Raw genomic sequence first — 17,900 nt, forward strand, 5'->3', positions numbered from 1 at the left:
CCCAAACCTCGCTTGATGCGAGGTTTTTTATTTTGGTGTGAAAAGTTATAATTCCTTTTTAAGTTTGTATTTATGTTTATGCCTTTCACCATTGCCAATACGGTAACTTTTGAAGAAGACATTAAAAAAAGTCGCTTCCAAGCGATTGCTGCAATTGTTGAAAATGAGCAGCAAGTTAAAACTTTTTTAGAACAACGCAAAGATATTTCAACGACACATCAATGTTGGGCATGGAAAATTGGACATCATGTTCGGTTTAATGATGATGGTGAACCCTCTGGCACAGCAGGTCGTCCCATTCTAGCGACAATCGAAGGCAATGACTTAACCAATGTCATCGTCTTGGTGAACCGTTGGTATGGCGGTATTAAGCTTGGTACAGGTGGTTTAGTTCGTGCCTATGGTGGATGTGCAGGTCAATGTTTATTATTGGCTGAAAAAATTGAGTTGATTGAGAAAAAACAGATTCAATTTGCCTGCCTATTTAATGAATGGGCAATTATTCAATATGAGTTGATGCAACAACAAATTGAATATCAAGAAAGTTACACTGAAACAGGTGTTCTTATTGAAGCACGAGTACAAGTACATCAAATTGAGCCTTTAAGGCATAAGCTCCAAGATGTTACACGTGGACGTGAATCGCTCAAGGTGATAGAGGAACAAGAAGATGACAACTGATCCTTTATTAAAGTATCGAGAACAACATAAGCATCGTTTGAATTATATGCCTTGGTTGTACTGGTCGCTTAAGGCGAAGCATCGAGAATGGGCCGAAGCATGGCAAGCTGAATATCAAGCTTATTTGATGGAAATGGAAACGATCGAGATTGGTAAAAATTGTTTTATTTCCCCTTTAGCGCATATTTTTGCTGAACGTGGCCGTAAGATCACGATTGGAGATAATACCTTTATTGCAGCCGATTGTACTTTACATGGCCCTTTAGAGATTGGTAACGAGGTTGCGATTAACCATCATTGTATTTTAGATGGTGGGCGGGCAGGGATTAAATTACATGATCAAGTCAGAATTGCAGCTTATAGTCATTTATATGCATTTGATCATGGCATGGGTTTAGACCGACCGCTATACCAGCAGCCTGTCACGTCCAAAGGGATTGAGATTGGACGAGATGTTTGGTTAGGTGCTCATGTTGGTATAAAAGATGGTGTGAAAATAGGGCATCATGCTGTTGTTGGAATGAATAGTATGGTCACAAAAGATATTGAAGATTTTGCAATTGTTGCTGGTAATCCAGCTCAATTCATTCGTTATCGCACTGAATAAAATCAATTAAAAGCTCATTAGATTCTATACATAAATTTAACCCACCATGCTTTGATCTGTGATAAGTTAAAAATAAGTAGAAGACCTAAGGTATATACCTAAAGAGAGGCGAAAATGAACCGTGTAATTGCATGTATCGATTCTTCACCCTGTATTGATGCTGTTGCAGAAGCGGCGGTTTGGGTTGCAAAACAAACCCAAAGAGAATTAGTACTGTTGCAAATCTTGGATTATTATCCTGCAAGCTATCATTTAGGTGAAATTAGTGGTGTGATTGGTTTTGAAAGTAATGCGATGTTACTGAAAGAGCTAGCCGAACTAGAGCAAAAGCAAAGTGAACTCGCGCTTGATTATAGTAACAATTTACTCAAGCATATTTCAGAACTCATAGAGAAACAATACGATTTAACCAGTACCAAGATTCAAGAAAAGGGCGATTTTCTTGAACAAAGTTTTAACATCTTGAAAGAAAATGATGTTGTGATTATTGGTCGTGTTGGTGAGCGAGCAGCAGAAAAGAATAAGCCCATAGGCAGCAATGTTGAAAACTTTATTCGTGGTGCAAACTGTACAGTGATTACCGTGGGTGAGCATTTTGAACCACCGAAACGCTTTATTTTCGCTTATGAATATTCACCGACCTGTCAAAAGATGATGCAACGTATAGCTCAAAGTGACTTATTGAAAAAATTACAATGCCATTTGCTGTATGTGGGTGATCATCCTGAAATGTTGGCTGAGCCTGAAAAATATTTAAAAAATGCGGGTTTAGATGTTATACCCGTTTATCGTTATGGTGATGTTGCACAAAATATTCTTGAATATCAAAGAGAACATGATATTCAACTGATTGTTTTAGGTGCTTTTAGCCATAGTAAAATTCATCAATTTTTCTTGGGGAGTATCACCACAACGATCTTCCGAAATGCCAATGTACCCTTACTCGTTGCTAAGTGATTCATTTTATTCCATATAGTTATCCGCAATTACTGTGGATAACTATATGGAAAAGCACTGTGGATAAATATAATACATTGATATTAAACAACTAATTTTTTTAGATTGTTTTTTGATCTTTATTTCACAATCGCAATTGCAAAGCCATCATGTCCCTTTGAGCCAACTGTTTGTAATGCGGTGCAAGACAAAAGTTGAGGATGATCTTTTAATGCTGTGAATGCTTCACGAATGCCTTCAATACTAGGCTTCTTATTATTTTCATCTAAGATCGCACCTGCACGAATGACGTTATCAAGCACAATAATCGTTCCTGAATGAGAAAGTTGCAAGCTTAATTCAAAGTATTCACGATAACTTTGCTTATCGGCATCAATAAAAATCAAATCAAAGGGTTCACTGCCTTCAGCAATGAGTTGCTTCATAATATCTGCACCACGACCTTTCTTTAGCTCGATATTGGTTGGCATCTTGGCAAAATCAATATTTTCCTGAGCAATAATGACGTGGGTATCTCGACCTTCTACCGTGAGTAGATAGCCATCTTCAGGTAATGCTTTTGCAAGCCAAATGGTACTATAGGCACCAAAAGTTCCCAGTTCCAGTACCCGTTTGCATTGGTTCATCTGAATCAACATTTGCAAAAACATGCCTTGATTAGGCGCAACAGCCAAATGATTAGAAAATCCCTGCGTATCGGTATTGTCTAATGCATGTTGAAGTCTTGGGTCTGTGGGAATTAAATGTGAATTGATATAGTCATCAATGTCGGTCCACATCTGTTGCATAATCAAGTTTACCTACGAATCTGTTAGCTGCATTTTAAACATTTATGCTCAGAGTGCAATTTGATTACTGAATTAATCAGTGTCATTGAAATGAAAAAGAGATCATCTCGATCTCTTTTGGGTTTAAGTCTATTTAAATTAGAAGTTACACATTGAACTATTACGAGTGAGGTCAGGTCCCCAAGTTCGATAACCTTGAGTATCAATATGAATTTGACCAGAACTATATAAACCGATTCCGAGATCTAAGCTTTGACCATGCTGTATCCAGAATTGGCATAATTTAAATTTAGTTTGTTCAATATAAGCGTAGTCTTGCGGTTGTGGCACTTCAGGGCCAATACGGAAATCGATGGCTGAATTAAATAAATGTTTAGAAGAACCCGCACCACCTGCACATTGGTTTAATGGCAAATCACGATAAACGGAGGTTACTTCGAAATCGGTGAGAACTTTAGCAGCAATCAGATATTTAAAGACGCGTAAGGTTGAAAGTGAGTTATTCCATAGCTCACGATTTGGCACCATATATTCCGAACGACCACATTTTTGCCAATCTCGTGCAGTACGTAATAATTCAAAACTTGGAATAATATGTGCAACATTATTACGATTTAAAAACTGCTCGTATTCACGAACACGTGCATAGTTTTCACCTTGATTGAGCCATTGACGGTAAGACGTAGGTTCAACTTTATTGGGAATTGGGCGAGTAAAAGTGATTTGTTCTTCAGGAATATAAATTCTTTTACCTTGATTTTGATTCACTTTAGTGGCTGAACTGACACAACCGACCATCATCACAGGGATGATACAAAATGATAAGAGACCCTGTAATTTATTTCGCATCATAAAAAGGTGGTTCACAATCTATAGGTGATAGATGGATTATTTTAATGCAAAATAACGCACAGATAATGGTGCAATTGCAAAGAAATGTGTGATTCGAGTATAAAAAAAGACCAGTCTGTACTGGTCTTTTTTATGATTATTTTTCTAAATATTGCAATTTATTTGGTTTGCCGTTCCATTCTTCACGATCAGCAGGCTGTTCACCAATTTGAGTGATGTTATTACCTGCCCATTTTTCAGAAAGTTCAGTATTGAGTTCAATAAAAACTTCTTGACCTTCTGGTAGCTCATCTTCAGAGAAAATAGCATTTGCTGGGCATTCAGGTTCACACAGTGCGCAGTCAATACATTCATCTGGATTGATCACGAGGAAGTTTGGACCTTCATAGAAACAATCTACAGGACAAACTTCAACACAGTCTTGATATTTACATTTAATACAATTTTCGGTGACAACAAAGGTCATGGCGGCAGCTACCTAAAAAATATGGTTTTCATTTTGCATAGTGTATTTTAGGCAAAAAATACCGATAGAAACAATTCCTTTTATTGATATTTATTATTCGTATCAATGAAATGGGCTTATTTATATGACTTTTATTGATAATAAGTCTCAATAACCTACTAAATTCAAGAATGATCCTCTGAAAAATCGTTTGCCAATTGATACAACAGAGATATTTAAAGTGGTTATTGATTTAAATCAGCTCTAACTAAATGCTAGAGCTGATGATCTAGTCTTAATTTTCGAGGGTTTGACTGGATTTAAACAAGGCTTTGAGCTGATAAAGTTGTTCAAGTGCCTGACGTGGAGTTAGATCATCTACATCAATTTTATCCAACAACTCAAGAGCAGGGGATTGAGCTTCCACTTCAACAATTTTCTCAACAACTTGAGTTTCAATTTCATGCTCAAGCGAGCTGAATAAATCATTCTGAACTGTATTTTGCAAATGTTGATGCTGTTGCTTTTCCAGAATTTTCAAACGTTTCTGTGCTTCTTTAATTACACTTGCGGGAATACCTGCCAGTTTTGCAACTTGTAAGCCGTGGCTTTGGCTTGCAGGGCCGTGTTGTACTTTGTGCAATAAAATTAAATTACCATTCAATTCCTGCGCAGTGACATGATAATTATCAATGCCAACTTCACCGCCCAATTCAGTTAATTCAAAATAGTGTGTTGCAAAAAGACAGAGGCATTTCACCCGCTTGGTTAAATCGACAACACATGCCCAAGCCAAAGAAAGACCATCGTAGGTACTCGTACCACGACCCACTTCATCCATCAGCACTAAAGACTGACTGGTTGCATGATGTAAAATTTGTGAGGTTTCAGTCATTTCCACCATAAATGTCGATTTGCCTGTTGATAAGTCATCAGCAGAACCAATACGGGTAAAGATACGATCAATCGACCCCAACTTTGCCGATTTTGCGGGGACAAAACTACCACAGTAAGCAAGTAAACTGATTAATGCAGTCTGACGCATAAACGTCGATTTACCACCCATGTTTGGACCAGTAATAATCGCCATGCGATGTTGTGGGTCTAAGAAGGTATCATTCGGAGTGAAAGGTGCTTTATTTAAAGCTTCTACCACTGGATGACGACCTGCTTGAATTTTGATACTAGTTTCAGCGGTAAATTCAGGTCTTGCCCAATTGTTTAATCTCGCTTGATGGGCAAAATTGGCAAGTACATCAATATGAGCAATTGCAGCACTCATCATTTGTAAATGGGCAATGTTTTGGCGTAACTCATCCAGAAGTGATTCAAACAACAGTTTTTCACGGGCAAGCGCACGTGATTCACTCGAAAGGACTTTATCTTCAAAGCTTTTGAGTTCAGGTGTGATATAGCGTTCAGCATTTTTGAGCGTTTGGCGACGTATATAATCGGCTGGAGCTTGCTCTGCTTGCGAACGTGTTAACTCAATATAATAACCACTGACACGGTTATAACCAATTTTAAGGGTATTAATGCCAGTACGTTGACGCTCTTTAATTTCCAGATCAATCAGGAATTGCCCGGCATGATCACGAATTTTACGTAGTTCATCGAGTTCATCATCATAACCTTCTGCGATGACATTACCATCACGTAACAGCACAGGTGGACTTTCAACAATTGCATCCATTAGGTGTTGATGAAGGCTCTTGAAATCACCTAATTCATGGTCTAGTCGGTTTAATAACTTAGATTGTTGTGTTTTTAGCACAGGGGCTAGTGCATGACGTAAAAATGGAATTTGTGCACATGCTTGACGAAGTTGAACTAAATCACGCGGACGGGCACTCCCCAAAGCAACACGACTCAATACACGTTCGATATCACCAATTTCTTTGAGCACTAAACGTACAGGAGATTCATGATAGCCTTTTAATAACTGCTCTGAAGCATCCAAACGAGCATCCAAAATCGCAGTGTCACGAATCGGCTGCATGAGTGTTCGACTCAGTAAACGTCCACCCATTGCCGTTTGACAATCATTAATTAGTTGAAACAAGGATGTACCATGATCAAATAACGGTTCAATAATTTCTAAATTACGGCGAGTAATGGGGTCGAGTGCAATAAAGTCGGTACTTTGCTCAATCTGAATTGAACGAATATGTGGTAGAGCCGTCTTTTGTGTTTCTTTGGCATAATGAATCAAAGCTGCTGCTGCCGCTTTTGCCAAAGGCAGTGGATCTAAACCAAAGCCTGATAAAGTTGAAACTGCAAACTGATCACACAAGGTCTTTTGCGCATTATTTAAATTAAAATCAACATTTGGACGTTTGGTAATCGGGCAGTCTAGATTCTTCTTAATCTGCTCAATAATATTTTTATCAATCAGATCTTCATCAATCAAAATCTCGCTTGGCATCAAACGAGCCAGTTCAATTGCCAATTGTTCAGGTTTATAGTCTTGTTGTTGAACTTTAAAAATACCAGCACTTAAATCAAGTAATGCAAAACCAATTTGGTTCTGTTGAATACATAACGCAACCAAATTTGAAGATTGATAACTGGTGAGTAGTGCATCATCTGTTAATGTCCCTGGCGTTAAGATGCGAACGACTTTACGGTCGACAGGCCCTTTTCCTGTTACTTCTCCGACTTGTTCACAAATAGCAACAGTACGACCAGACTTAACCAAACGAGCAAGGTAGCCTTCCGCTGCATGATAGGGCACGCCCGCCATTGGAATTGGTTGTCCATTGGCTTTACCTCGATGGGTGAGGGTAATCCCTAAAAGTTTGGCAGCTTGATGAGCATCTTCAAAGAAAAGTTCATAAAAATCGCCCATACGGTAGAACAGCAAAGCATGTTGATACTCAGTTTTGACTTTAAGATATTGCTGCATCATTGGGGTGTGGTTTGAAAGGTCTGCTATGCTATTATTATCATTCATTGTTGTTAAGTCCTTTATTTTCAATGTATTTAATAGTGTTTAACATAAACAGAATATCCGAAGGTGTAGGAGAAAATCTAAGCAAATACAGCCTAAGCCAAAACATTAGTGTAGGTTTTAGTGTAGGTTGTTTTAGTTTAAACTAGCCATCATTCCTTATCAATAATTGGAAAATGGACAGCTTGAAAGGATAACAAATAATTCAGTCTTTCTGTGAGGATTAAAGTGGTTCGTTCAATAGAGCAACAAACAACAATTAAAAAAGCACTTTCAGCTAAGGCGATAGAGAAGATGAAGGTGGGTGATCCTGATAAATCTGATATTGGGGAATATGTGGGGCTGCGGGTGCATTGCGGCAAAACGGGAATGAAGACCTTTTTCTACCGTTATCGTAGTCCTGTGGATGACTCGATCAAACAATATAAGATCGGAAATTTCCCTCAAGTTACATTGGCGGAAGCAAGGATAGAACTGATTCGTTTAAAAGCTGAAAGGAATCAGGGGATTTGTCCAAAACATAAAAAAGAACAGGAAAAGCTTCAACAACAGCTTGAGCAAGAGCATGTACAGAAAGATATATCTCAACTTACTGTACATGACATGATTGAGATGTACTTGACCGAAGTAATTGAAGATCACTGGATTACTGACCCTCGAACAGGGGAAAGGAAAAAGGTCTTGGGTGTGCGTAAGCCCAAAGGTCAAGCTGAAACACGGCGAACCTTGTATGGAGATGCGGTACGGGTTTTGGGAAATCGAGTTGCTTTGGAAGTAACTCGAAAAGATGTGGTAGCTTTAACCAAAGAAATTATTGATCGTGGTTCCAATGTGCAGGCTGGACGGGTATTGTCCGAGTTAACGTTGGCTTATGAATATACCATCGGGTTAGAGCGATTCCCTGCCAATTTTGCCAATCCTGCCTTATTAGCCAAAATGAGTATCAAGCAATCAAGGCTAAAAGTAACCTGTAAAAAGGGTACACGAGTTTTAAATGATCAGGAATTAAAACGTGTATTGGCTTGGTTGCCAACATCAGGATTTACAACACATCAAAAACATATCCTTTATTTAACGTTGTGGACAGGTTGCCGTACTGGAGAATTGTGTGATGCACAATGGAGCGATTTTGATTTAGATCGAGGTATATGGCATCTAAAAGCTTCAAAAAATAGCACTGAGCGTTATGTTCAGTTATCAACCCAATGCCTTAATTTCTTATACTCATTCTACAAACCTGATCAGAAATATTTATTCGCTTCGAGTCGAACAGGGCTTCCTATTCAGCAAAAGTCTTTGAGTGAAATGAAATGGCAACTGAAGAATCCAGAGAAAGTTCAAACGAAATATCGTGCTGAGCAACTTTGGTTAGAAAATATGGATGATTGGAATCCACATGATTTACGGCGGACGGTTAGAACAGGATTGTCTAGGTTAGGCTGTCCTACAGATATTGCAGAAGCAGTTCTAGGGCATTCCAAAAAGGGAATTGAGGGAACGTACAACCTGCATAATTATGAAGCGGAATGTGCGGAGTGGTTGCAGAAATGGGCGAATTACTTGGATAGCATCATGAAAATCAATCATTAAAAAGCTATATCAGGATTCAAACCTTTAAAATTTTTATTTAGATATTCTTAATAATTACTTGGTTGTAACTGTTTCCTTGAAATTAAACACAGGCTTTAGATTCAATCTTAATTAATTTTCACTGACCCTCATTAGCTGAATATTGAAAAGGCATGAGAGAATATTTTCATCTTATTTGTCTCAACATTATCAACACAAATATGAATTATTTTTTAGTTGATATTTTGTTTGCTTAGTCGTTTTTTTGAAAAAATAATGGTTTTGAAAAAATGTGATTAATAGTAACTTTTTGGATATAATTTATATACTGTAATGGCTGATTTTACTTGTTTAGAGCATAGATTATGAAAATAATAGAAATAAAAAAAGAGGATATTTTTAAAATTTTAAGTCAGCGTGCTCAACGGTCAGTGAGAAATCTGAAAGATGAGAATTTCGATCAATCGTTATTTTTCCACGAATCAGTTCAGGTCCTGAAAAACATAGAATTTTTTGTTGATAACATCTTTGATCGCGTGATAACAAGCCTTAGTATCTATGAAGAGGCAGTCAAAAATAATGATCAAAAGCGGCTTGATAAGATACATGCAACTTTCAGTACATTACGTTTTCATCGCAATATGATGAAATTACCGAATGTACGATTTAGTGATAATTTTAATATTTTTAAAAAAATCTACATAAATCCAGAAATCCCAAAAAAATTACAGCAACGACTTTGGATGGCAGGAGTGACTGATCTGGAAGAGTTGCACTTACTTAACCAGTCATTTTTTCAAATTGATGACATTAATATTGCAATCGATAGAAATTGGAATGTAGACAGTTTTCCTAAAGAAAAGTGCTTTGATGGTATATCTAAAATTCAAGAGCAAGACGAGCACAATTACATTTCTAGAGGGGAAAAAAGAAAAGAAAGACTGGATCATTTAGGGAAGATGTATCAATCATTTGATTTTTTGCTTGAACAACTAGGCAGTGTGTATGTTCTTTGTGTAGATGTTCGATTTATCAATTCTTATCAAAACCGCAATACCTATAACTTCGAGAATTTTTTTAGTCTCATTTATCAACAGACTCAATTGATAGGTAATATTTTACAATGCTTACCCAACTTTGTTCGTGCAAATACAAAATTTGAGCATGATTTTCATTTAGGCGTGAATTTGCATTGTATTCTCATTTTTAAGCATTCTCCGAAATTTGATGAACAAGGTTTGGTTGATCAGTTGCAATATCTGTTTGATTTATACTTTAGAAACCAATTTTACATACAGGTACGGAACTGGAATGAAGTTGTTCGTAGAAACTTTTCAAATAAAGCAGTTGGACATATAGGTAAGGCGAATCAGGGCAAGATTGAGCATTTTAAGTATTGGATTTTGAGTTATTTTGCTTCAGTGGATCGCTATATCAAGTTGGAGTGTATTAATGATACAGATGGACAACCTTACGAAATTAATTTTAATTTGGATGTGTTGAATTGTGCTATACCTCAAGTTATGGATGTGATTGTAGTTGATCCTAAACCAGCACTTAAATTTCAACAATTAGTCACACAAACAGATGAAAAGAAAATTTGGTCTACTCGCCAATTGTCAAAGAAAATCAAAATACACATAGAGTTGGCTGAATTGTATTACAGTGAGCGATTTGCTGATAACCAATGTTTAAAACAATATTTACTGGATTTTGAAATTATGGCTGCAATGTTGCAGCAGAGTTTTGAGCAGCCATTTTTAATCCCTATATTGCCATCAGATCAGACGTTAACTGACAAAGCGCTTCGGAAATGTTTGAGTCTGACTGGTAAGCGGCTATTGTCGTTGTTGAAACGTAGTAGCTTACTGAACCAATTGTCACTGGACGATAAAAAACGAAATGTCAGTTTGAATGCACTATTAATGTTTGAAAATTTGAACTTTTCCACAAATACACTAATCCTTCATGAATTATTAACTATTGATATTGCTAAATATATTAATAAATTTGCAGTCTTTTTGTATGAACTCCAACATAAGCCGATGAACAGCATTTTTTTAACATCTGAACATAATACTGATTTTAAAATGTGTCTTGAGAACAATTCGGACACATTAAGTTTATATCTTGATCACAAGCGGAAGGTCTGTAATAAGCGTTTAGCGAGTTCACAAAAATATATTCAGCAGCTTTTAACAGAAGACATTTATTTAGTGCATGTGAAGCTAAGTTGTGAATTGAACAGTGGTGTGTTGAACCAAGACAATTTCTCAAAAGTATTTACTAGTTTTTTAAGAATGGGAAAACGTGCTAAACCTCTCAAATGGTTGTTAGGTTACTTGGGCTTATGGCAATTAGATGCTCATAATAATCCATATGTGGATATATACATGTTTCTTGAAAAAGGCTGTGAGAAACAGGTGAGTCATATTGAACAATTGCTATCAGAATATTGGAATAATTTTATTAAAGAAAAGTGCATAAATTTCTTAGGTGTACCGAGTACAAATATCAGACATGCATCAATTGAGTTGCTGCCCATATATCGTTCCAGATCTGAATACGTTGAAAGTGTTTTATTGATTCAGGTTAAAGATAAACATGCCCATAAATTCATTTTGGAAACTCTAATCAAATTTATTGTGTATCGTGATCTGTTTCAGCTTGCTAGCCAAAAAGATGTGCCAAAGGTACTGATCAAAGGATCTAAGATAAAAAATGATAATAGTCGTAGTCAAAAAAATTAACTTTAGCTTGACTCGGTTAGGTTAAGCCATGTGATTTATGCTCAGGCGGTCTAACCGATTTGCTGTCGAGTTGTAGATTGGCCTTAGCGGGTTATTAAAGTTATTATATCTATTATTAATTATATACTTATCAAAATTTTATTTTACTATCGATTGATTCTTTACTCATATATATGGGTAAACAAGTAAAGAACTACAGACATGACTGTGATATGAATCCTAACATGATGAGTATCACGACATGAATTTGACTACAGTTCTTTGGAATGAATCCAGTATTTGTACTGCGATTGAAGACTTTGTTTATGATGTCTGTTTTGAACAGATGGATGAACAACAATTCAAACAAACATTGAGTACATTATATGAAGCTTTTCAGCATTTCTATTCAGCACAGCTTCACTACGCTGACTCCATCCAGTATTTTATTCAGTGTAAGTATTGGATTGATCATTTTCTGAATGGCCTATCTGCATCACATATCTTGAATTTTAATATTCAACAGGTTCAAACCCTATGCTGTGTACTCAGCCAATATAAATATGATTATTGGAATGAACATGCTCGCTTTATTCAGCAAGAAGAGCAGAATCGAATTTCACTACATCAGTATCTGACTAAACTCTTTACACATTATTCTGAACTGTTGTTTGTACGTGTGGATTTGGGCTATCTCAAAGAGCAACAGGTTTATATGGGTATCGAGAATGTTCAACAACATATGAGCATTTTAAGAAATCGTATCGCAAATCAAGATGGATGTTTCATGGGATTACAAGGATATGCATGGGCATTAGAGCAGGGTGAAAATAAAGGCTATCATTGCCACTTATTGCTGATCTATGATCCATCAAAACGACAGAATGACTGGTATCTCGCTGATCAGGTTTGGCAAATGTGGAATAGTATTACGGGTAATACTGGCGTGCACTTTAATTGTAATACTACGGAATATAAGCAGCAGTTTATGCGGAATGATCGCTTAGGGGTAGGACCTATTCGGTGCAGTAATCCCGTGGAAGTAAGTAACGCCTTGAATGCTGCCATGTATCTGGTCAATCCTGAAAAGTATGCACAGCATCTACGAGCAAAGATACCGTATATGCGTAGCTTTGGTACAGGTCAATTTGAAGTGCATTGGCGTAGAGGTGTTGCCCAAACCTTGCAGCGATGTGGATTTAAGTCAAACAACGATTAAAAAACTACGGCACTCCTAGTGATATGAACCAATAACCTAGGATGTGTTTTCTCATGACGACCTACAATGAAGCTCAAACCTTTTGTGAAATTGAAAAATTTATCAAGGAGGTGGTGGATGACCAAATCAGTTGTGAACAATTCAAGCAACAAATTGTTCCTTTAATCATCAAGTCTAGACGTTTCTTTATTGCTGGTTATGACTATGTTGATTCCATCATTATTTTTAAGCTGATTGAACGAGCCTTGTTTCAAGCAAATAAATATAGATTGTATGAAAATATTTATGATCTGCCCGATCATGTGATTGAGTCGATGATTGCTGATATCCAGTCGCAATTTGAACGGATACAGGACGGTCATCAATACGACCAAAAAAAGAATAAGGCTGAAACGAAGAAGGTCGAACGCTTCTTATTGAATACCATGCAATACACAGATTGCTTAATGATCTTTCCAATGCGATTTGGTATCAGGGAAGGTGTATCGTCATTAGGATTTAACGGTTTTGAGTGTTATGTCAATGCCATATTAAGAGAGGTCAGGGCAAGGGAGACCAATGTATTCCGTTGCATCCATTCAGTGATTTGGAAGATAAAACATCATCCTGAACAGGGCTACTACCTCCAGATCTACTTTATTTATGCTGGACAGGCACAGGACACGACTTTATCTGACCATGCCAATAAACTGATAGCAAAGTGTGAGGAACTCAGTAATGGTTTTGGTGAAGTCTACATTGAAGAGCAAGCTAAAAAAGGATGGTCAGTGAATTGCCAAGATGACAGGCAGATTCAACGGATCCTGCAATTGCTGAAGAGTGATTTCAATGCGAATAGTAAAAATCATTATTTAAGGGTGATGCTAACTCGCGGCAAAACTTTTAATTGTGAACGCATCCCTTTAAAGCTGAAGTAGCTTTATTTAGTAAAATCGATAGAGTTGTCATCGAATAATGGTCTAAGAATGAATCCGCTTAGACCATTATTAATTTCAGTGGAAAAATACGCCACTTGATCTAGGAGTTGAATACCTAAAAATTATAGGTATAAGTCAAACCGCTGTTGGTGGTGACCGTCACTTCACGCACATATTCAGCCGAACAGCCTAAGTAAACTTTTGCCACTGAGCCATAACGCATATTTTGGTAATCGTAAGTGCCTTTGCTTCTACAATTGCCACGATTGATTAAAACACCTGTGATAGTGGTTGGCGCATCATTCAATGACATGATATTCAGTAAATCGGTATAGCCTGTCATGGAGTATTGTGATTCTTCACGACGGACACGTACCTCAAACTGTTCTTGTACAGTGGGTTCAGCCACTTCCTCAGCATTGTATGATCCATCTTCCAGAAAGGATTTATCAACGGCTGGAAAATCATCTTCAGATTGATGTGTCGTTTCAGAAGCATCGGCAGTGCTATTCTCGCTTGTTTGAGTATCTTTGGGCTTTGGTGCATTGTTGTCTGAATTACATGCGGTTAAAGTCAGTAGCAACATACTGGATAAAACAATAGATGGAATAAAATTCATTACACATGCCTATATTTAATCGAATATTGTGATCTACAGGGTTGGGTGAAAGCCCAACTCTGTGTATTTAATTGTTTGGTCAATCAATTTTTTACTTTTTATAAAAGTGGGAATTACTCATCGATCTTTTTAAATACCTTCTCGATCGGCGTGTAGTTATCCAGAGTGAAATCAAAAGGAATTGGCTTTTTCAGTGGCACATCAAATTTCTTTAATCGGGCATTTTCTATACCGTTGAAATGTTTGCGTTGAAAGGACATGGTGCTCGGTTCAAGGATTGCGATTGGCTCATTTGCAGAATCAGCTTGAGTGTTGTTGGCTTGATAAATGACTAAGCTATCTAATTCCAACTTATGGTTATTGAAGTTAAAAATGTAACCGACATACTTTTGTCCACCAGCCGTAATGATATTTTGTGCTAACTCTGGCGTGGATGGTGCAGTGAAATTCACGATCAGATCAGATGCGAAATTCATATTTTCAAAATGTAATTGTTTCGAGTCAGCATCGTAGTAAACAAAGTTATCAATCGGACCACTTGGTCGATCATTGGGTGTGTAGCTGCTCGGCATGAACTGACTTTGTGAAGAGGTCGCATTTAGACTGATTTCTAAAAGCTTCAGGTCATAATTTAGATGGGTATTTTTACTATCTAGTTCTTTTTGAAGTGTCTGAATACGTTGTTGATATTGTTCTGTACTTTCAAATTGATCTTTTTGTGGTGGAATCACCTGCATCGTCGATCTTATATAATTGATGGCTGTATCATGCGCTGCACGCAAAGAATAGTCATCACCTAAAGCAAAAGTGAATGCAGGAAATTGTTGACCTGTATGTCCAATCACTAAAACTTGATTGTTTTTTAAAGCCAGCACATTTCTTAAATCATTGAGAATGGACTGGAAATGCACGCAGTTTGCACAATAATCTGCAACATCATCATTTTCAGCAAACATCTGCAAACCAGAGATGGTTTTATAGGGCGGATAAAAGGAAAAATACCCCTCATCTTTGATGAGTTCCTGAAAGTCTTCTCCCGTCTTTGTTAGTGGAGGTGTAATTTTATTGCGAGCGATAATTAAAGGAGAAGAAGTAGCCTGTGCAGGGGCATTATCATTCAATGATATTTTTTCAATCTTTTGAGTAAGTTCTTTATTCTCTACATCATCTTGTTGTGGTTTTGAGCAGCCGACCAATGCAAGGCTGGTGAGCAGCGCAATTGAAACGTATTTCATCCTATTATTTCCCCATCCAATATTTTTAAAGTTTTTAAAATGAATTATGAAATTGACTGTAATTTCAAATACATTTTGCTTGGCTGTCAGAGGCTCTAGCTATGCTGTTACTGAGCACAATAAGGACACGCCAAATTAGCTGTGCGACGAATTCCATGATTTTTATCCAGCACAAAACACCACTGACCAAAATGGATGCAGTAGTTAATGAATGCCTTGAATCAATCAGGACACAGCGAAAGCGTGTGATAAGTGAATTGGAATGAAATGCCGAAGAGGCGGAGAAAGTGCAGGGGAATAAAGCACAGTAAAATGTGTCATGGTTGACTCCTTGGAATTACAAGAAGTTCTGCCGAATCACTGTCAATTGATTATGGTGGCAGAACGAAAGGGGGTTGACAGACTGGGATCCAAGGAACCAGCACGCACGAGGCGTCCCCCTCTCGCCCTACCATAGAAAAAAGGGGGACGCGAGGGTTCCCACAATATACAAAATTACTTTCATATATCGTGCTGGATCTGCGGTCTGTCAAAACCGACTGACAATGTAGGTCAGCCCTTGCATCATAATCGCTGATAAAAAACAGGTCAATTGATCTGTTTAAGCATCATTCAAAAATTGCCTAAAACTGATGATAAAAACGCATTCTAAAAAAATACAAATACATAACATCTAAATGAGAAGGGTGTTTCTCCATTCGAGACCGCACCAATACATGCTTCAACTACATCGCAATCATTTTGCCTGCTTCCCTCAGCAGGCTTTTTTTATTCATTTACAGGAACTACCACAATGAGTTTGCCATGTCCTTATTGCCAGTCCAGAGAGACGATACAACTGCAATCCCCCCAACATTTACCCAGTACCTCAACCAATAACCCTATTGCCAATAGCGTGATGTCACCGATGGCACTTGCCACTTTAGGAGTGAGTGTTTCTAAAAGCCTGAACATTCCACCCATTGCAGGCGCAATCGTTGGGGTACTGATCGGCGGTATCTGGATGTTAATCACTGAAGATGAACAGCAACAACCGCTACACCCAACTTATCGCAGACAGTATTACTGCAACAACTGTGACCGCAGCTTTAGTCCAAATTTACGCAATTAAGCATTCAACAAAATTCACAAATCGAACCTTATACCCATTTTAAAATTGATACAGGAATTATTCTTATGGCACATTTAGTTGAAACAATGGCATTCGTAGGACAAACCCCTTGGCATGGTTTAGGCAATGAACTTACTCCAAACCAACCCATTGAGATATGGGCGCAGCAGGCAGGTATGAACTGGCGGATTGAATCCTCCGATGTCAGTTACATGGCACAGAATGAAAAGGGACAAAGCATCATCATGCCTTTTGAGGAACAGCGTGTACTTTACCGTTCTGATACTCACGCACCGTTATCTGTGGTCAGCCAACGCTTTCAGGAAGTCCAGCCGATGGAAATCCTACACTTCTACAAAGACCTGACTGAACAATCAGGCTTTGAACTGGAAACCGCAGGGGTGCTCAAAGGTGGTAAGAAATTCTGGGCATTGGCTAAGACAGGACAAAGCTCAGCACTTAAAGGTAAAGATGTCAGTAATGGCTATATTCTTCTGGCTACCGCTTGTGATGGCACACTTGCCACCACAGCACAATTCACCAGTATTCGGGTGGTATGTAACAATACTTTGGCGATTGCGCTCAAAGGACAGAATAATAGTGCAGGTGTGGTGAAAGTGCCGCATAGCACCCGATTCGATGCTGAGAAAGTCAAACATCAACTCGGTATTTCAGTTCGTGCATGGGATGAACATATGTATGAAATGAAGCAACTGAGTCAGCTTAAAGTGACACAGCAGGAAGCCGCTGCTTACTTTGATGCGGTATTTAATAATACTAGTCTTAGTGTGGCCGAACAGGATGAAAGTATTATTCAGTTCTATCGCAATGCAGCCATGCCAAATCAAAGCAATTCATCTCGACCAGACAATAAAACCGAACCGAATGGACGTGCCATGTCGAAAGTCATGACTATGTTTAACGGACATGGACGAGGGGCAGAACTCAGTTCAGCCAAAGATACGGCGTATGGATTACTGTGCTCAATCACCGAATTTTGTGACCACGAACGTCGAGCCATGAGTACCGATCATCGACTCGATTCAGCATGGTTTGGAGCAGGCGCATCCATTAAGCAACGTGGTTTAGAACAAGCACTTCGAATGATTGCCTAAATTCAGTTTCAGTTAAGCCTTCTACATTAGCCTAAGCATACGGTAACACCGTACAAGCACAGCAACACCTTTAGCCACATTTCCAGATGTGGCTTTTTTTATGCCC

At 37.9% G+C, this 17,900-nt stretch carries 15 protein-coding genes; 9 read left to right on the plus strand and 6 right to left on the minus strand.

Annotated elements, in window-relative coordinates; translation table 11 throughout:
• Positions 1 to 78: 78 nt before the first annotated feature.
• From C502_RS0102515 to C502_RS0102525, 3 genes are all read left to right on the plus strand, one after another.
• Entirely contained in the window at positions 79 to 681 is a 603-nt protein-coding gene (locus C502_RS0102515; RefSeq protein WP_026315720.1) for an IMPACT family protein, read from the plus strand.
• Positions 671 to 1,288 carry a chloramphenicol acetyltransferase CAT gene (locus C502_RS0102520; protein ID WP_018677294.1) on the plus strand — a complete coding sequence of 206 codons (618 nt, stop codon included), beginning with the start codon at positions 671 to 673 and terminating at the stop codon, positions 1,286 to 1,288. The genes C502_RS0102515 and C502_RS0102520 overlap by 11 nt, the downstream gene beginning before the upstream one ends.
• A gap of 114 nt (positions 1,289 to 1,402) precedes the next feature.
• Positions 1,403 to 2,245 (plus strand): universal stress protein, encoded by an 843-nt coding sequence (locus C502_RS0102525; protein WP_018677295.1) that lies wholly within the window; start codon positions 1,403 to 1,405, stop codon positions 2,243 to 2,245.
• 119 nt (positions 2,246 to 2,364) lie between these two features.
• Here C502_RS0102525 and C502_RS0102530 read toward each other — a convergent pair whose 3' ends face one another.
• The 4 genes from C502_RS0102530 to mutS all read right to left on the minus strand — a co-directional run bounded on the left by C502_RS0102530 (position 2,365) and on the right by mutS (position 7,283).
• A complete protein-coding gene (locus C502_RS0102530) occupies positions 2,365 to 3,033 on the minus strand; it encodes an O-methyltransferase (RefSeq protein WP_018677296.1) in 669 nt (222 codons plus the stop codon).
• 138 nt (positions 3,034 to 3,171) lie between these two features.
• The gene (locus C502_RS0102535) at positions 3,172 to 3,885 is read right to left on the minus strand and encodes a D-Ala-D-Ala carboxypeptidase family metallohydrolase (protein ID WP_018677297.1); all 714 of its coding nucleotides are present in this window, start codon (positions 3,883 to 3,885) and stop codon (positions 3,172 to 3,174) included.
• Between the two features lie 136 nt (positions 3,886 to 4,021).
• Positions 4,022 to 4,351, minus strand: coding sequence for a ferredoxin FdxA (gene fdxA, locus C502_RS0102540; protein WP_018677298.1), 330 nt, complete (start codon positions 4,349 to 4,351; stop codon positions 4,022 to 4,024).
• 274 nt (positions 4,352 to 4,625) lie between these two features.
• On the minus strand, positions 4,626 to 7,283 hold the full coding sequence (gene mutS / locus C502_RS0102545; protein ID WP_018677299.1) for a DNA mismatch repair protein MutS: 2,658 nt from the start codon (positions 7,281 to 7,283) through the stop codon (positions 4,626 to 4,628).
• 225 nt (positions 7,284 to 7,508) lie between these two features.
• Here mutS and C502_RS0102550 point away from each other — a divergent pair, with 225 nt between their 5' ends.
• The 4 genes from C502_RS0102550 to C502_RS0102565 all read left to right on the plus strand — a co-directional run bounded on the left by C502_RS0102550 (position 7,509) and on the right by C502_RS0102565 (position 13,714).
• Entirely contained in the window at positions 7,509 to 8,870 is a 1,362-nt protein-coding gene (locus C502_RS0102550) for a tyrosine-type recombinase/integrase (RefSeq protein WP_016163113.1), read from the plus strand.
• Positions 8,871 to 9,214: 344 nt separating this feature from the next.
• Entirely contained in the window at positions 9,215 to 11,599 is a 2,385-nt protein-coding gene (locus C502_RS0102555) for a hypothetical protein (RefSeq protein WP_018677301.1), read from the plus strand.
• Between the two features lie 241 nt (positions 11,600 to 11,840).
• Complete coding sequence (locus tag C502_RS0102560) at positions 11,841 to 12,797, plus strand: YagK/YfjJ domain-containing protein (RefSeq protein ID WP_016163115.1); 957 nt, start codon at positions 11,841 to 11,843, stop codon at positions 12,795 to 12,797.
• Between the two features lie 53 nt (positions 12,798 to 12,850).
• On the plus strand, positions 12,851 to 13,714 hold the full coding sequence (locus tag C502_RS0102565) for a hypothetical protein (RefSeq protein ID WP_016163116.1): 864 nt from the start codon (positions 12,851 to 12,853) through the stop codon (positions 13,712 to 13,714).
• A gap of 115 nt (positions 13,715 to 13,829) precedes the next feature.
• On the opposite strand, the gene C502_RS0102570 is transcribed toward C502_RS0102565, so the two are convergent.
• Both C502_RS0102570 and C502_RS0102575 read right to left on the minus strand, forming a co-directional pair.
• Positions 13,830 to 14,333: a hypothetical protein gene (locus C502_RS0102570; RefSeq protein ID WP_018677302.1), complete on the minus strand. Its 504-nt coding sequence runs from the start codon at positions 14,331 to 14,333 to the stop codon at positions 13,830 to 13,832.
• A 113-nt stretch (positions 14,334 to 14,446) separates the two neighbouring features.
• Positions 14,447 to 15,568 carry a hypothetical protein gene (locus C502_RS0102575; RefSeq protein WP_016163118.1) on the minus strand — a complete coding sequence of 374 codons (1,122 nt, stop codon included), beginning with the start codon at positions 15,566 to 15,568 and terminating at the stop codon, positions 14,447 to 14,449.
• Positions 15,569 to 16,361: 793 nt separating this feature from the next.
• Between C502_RS0102575 and C502_RS0102580 the strand changes: the two genes are divergently transcribed.
• Entirely contained in the window at positions 16,362 to 16,679 is a 318-nt protein-coding gene (locus C502_RS0102580; protein WP_018677303.1) for a hypothetical protein, read from the plus strand.
• 65 nt (positions 16,680 to 16,744) lie between these two features.
• A complete protein-coding gene (locus tag C502_RS0102585) occupies positions 16,745 to 17,794 on the plus strand; it encodes a DUF932 domain-containing protein (RefSeq protein WP_018677304.1) in 1,050 nt (349 codons plus the stop codon).
• Positions 17,795 to 17,900 lie beyond the last annotated feature (106 nt).

The organism is Acinetobacter tjernbergiae DSM 14971 = CIP 107465 (assembly GCF_000374425.1).
GTDB classification, from domain to species: Bacteria; Pseudomonadota; Gammaproteobacteria; order Pseudomonadales; family Moraxellaceae; genus Acinetobacter; species Acinetobacter tjernbergiae.

Excerpts from the sequence above, each read along its gene's own strand:
- C502_RS0102515 (WP_026315720.1), top strand. The coding sequence starts at position 79 with ATGCCTTTCACCATTGCCAATACGGTAACTTTTGAAGAAGACATTAAA.
- C502_RS0102520 (WP_018677294.1), top strand. The coding sequence starts at position 671 with ATGACAACTGATCCTTTATTAAAGTATCGAGAACAACATAAGCATCGT.
- C502_RS0102525 (WP_018677295.1), top strand. The coding sequence starts at position 1,403 with ATGAACCGTGTAATTGCATGTATCGATTCTTCACCCTGTATTGATGCT.
- C502_RS0102530 (WP_018677296.1), bottom strand. The coding sequence starts at position 3,033 with ATGCAACAGATGTGGACCGACATTGATGACTATATCAATTCACATTTA.
- C502_RS0102535 (WP_018677297.1), bottom strand. The coding sequence starts at position 3,885 with ATGATGCGAAATAAATTACAGGGTCTCTTATCATTTTGTATCATCCCT.
- fdxA (WP_018677298.1), bottom strand. The coding sequence starts at position 4,351 with ATGACCTTTGTTGTCACCGAAAATTGTATTAAATGTAAATATCAAGAC.
- mutS (WP_018677299.1), bottom strand. The coding sequence starts at position 7,283 with ATGAATGATAATAATAGCATAGCAGACCTTTCAAACCACACCCCAATG.
- C502_RS0102555 (WP_018677301.1), top strand. The coding sequence starts at position 9,215 with ATGAAAATAATAGAAATAAAAAAAGAGGATATTTTTAAAATTTTAAGT.
- C502_RS0102560 (WP_016163115.1), top strand. The coding sequence starts at position 11,841 with ATGAATTTGACTACAGTTCTTTGGAATGAATCCAGTATTTGTACTGCG.
- C502_RS0102565 (WP_016163116.1), top strand. The coding sequence starts at position 12,851 with ATGACGACCTACAATGAAGCTCAAACCTTTTGTGAAATTGAAAAATTT.
- C502_RS0102570 (WP_018677302.1), bottom strand. The coding sequence starts at position 14,333 with ATGAATTTTATTCCATCTATTGTTTTATCCAGTATGTTGCTACTGACT.
- C502_RS0102575 (WP_016163118.1), bottom strand. The coding sequence starts at position 15,568 with ATGAAATACGTTTCAATTGCGCTGCTCACCAGCCTTGCATTGGTCGGC.
- C502_RS0102580 (WP_018677303.1), top strand. The coding sequence starts at position 16,362 with ATGAGTTTGCCATGTCCTTATTGCCAGTCCAGAGAGACGATACAACTG.
- C502_RS0102585 (WP_018677304.1), top strand. The coding sequence starts at position 16,745 with ATGGCACATTTAGTTGAAACAATGGCATTCGTAGGACAAACCCCTTGG.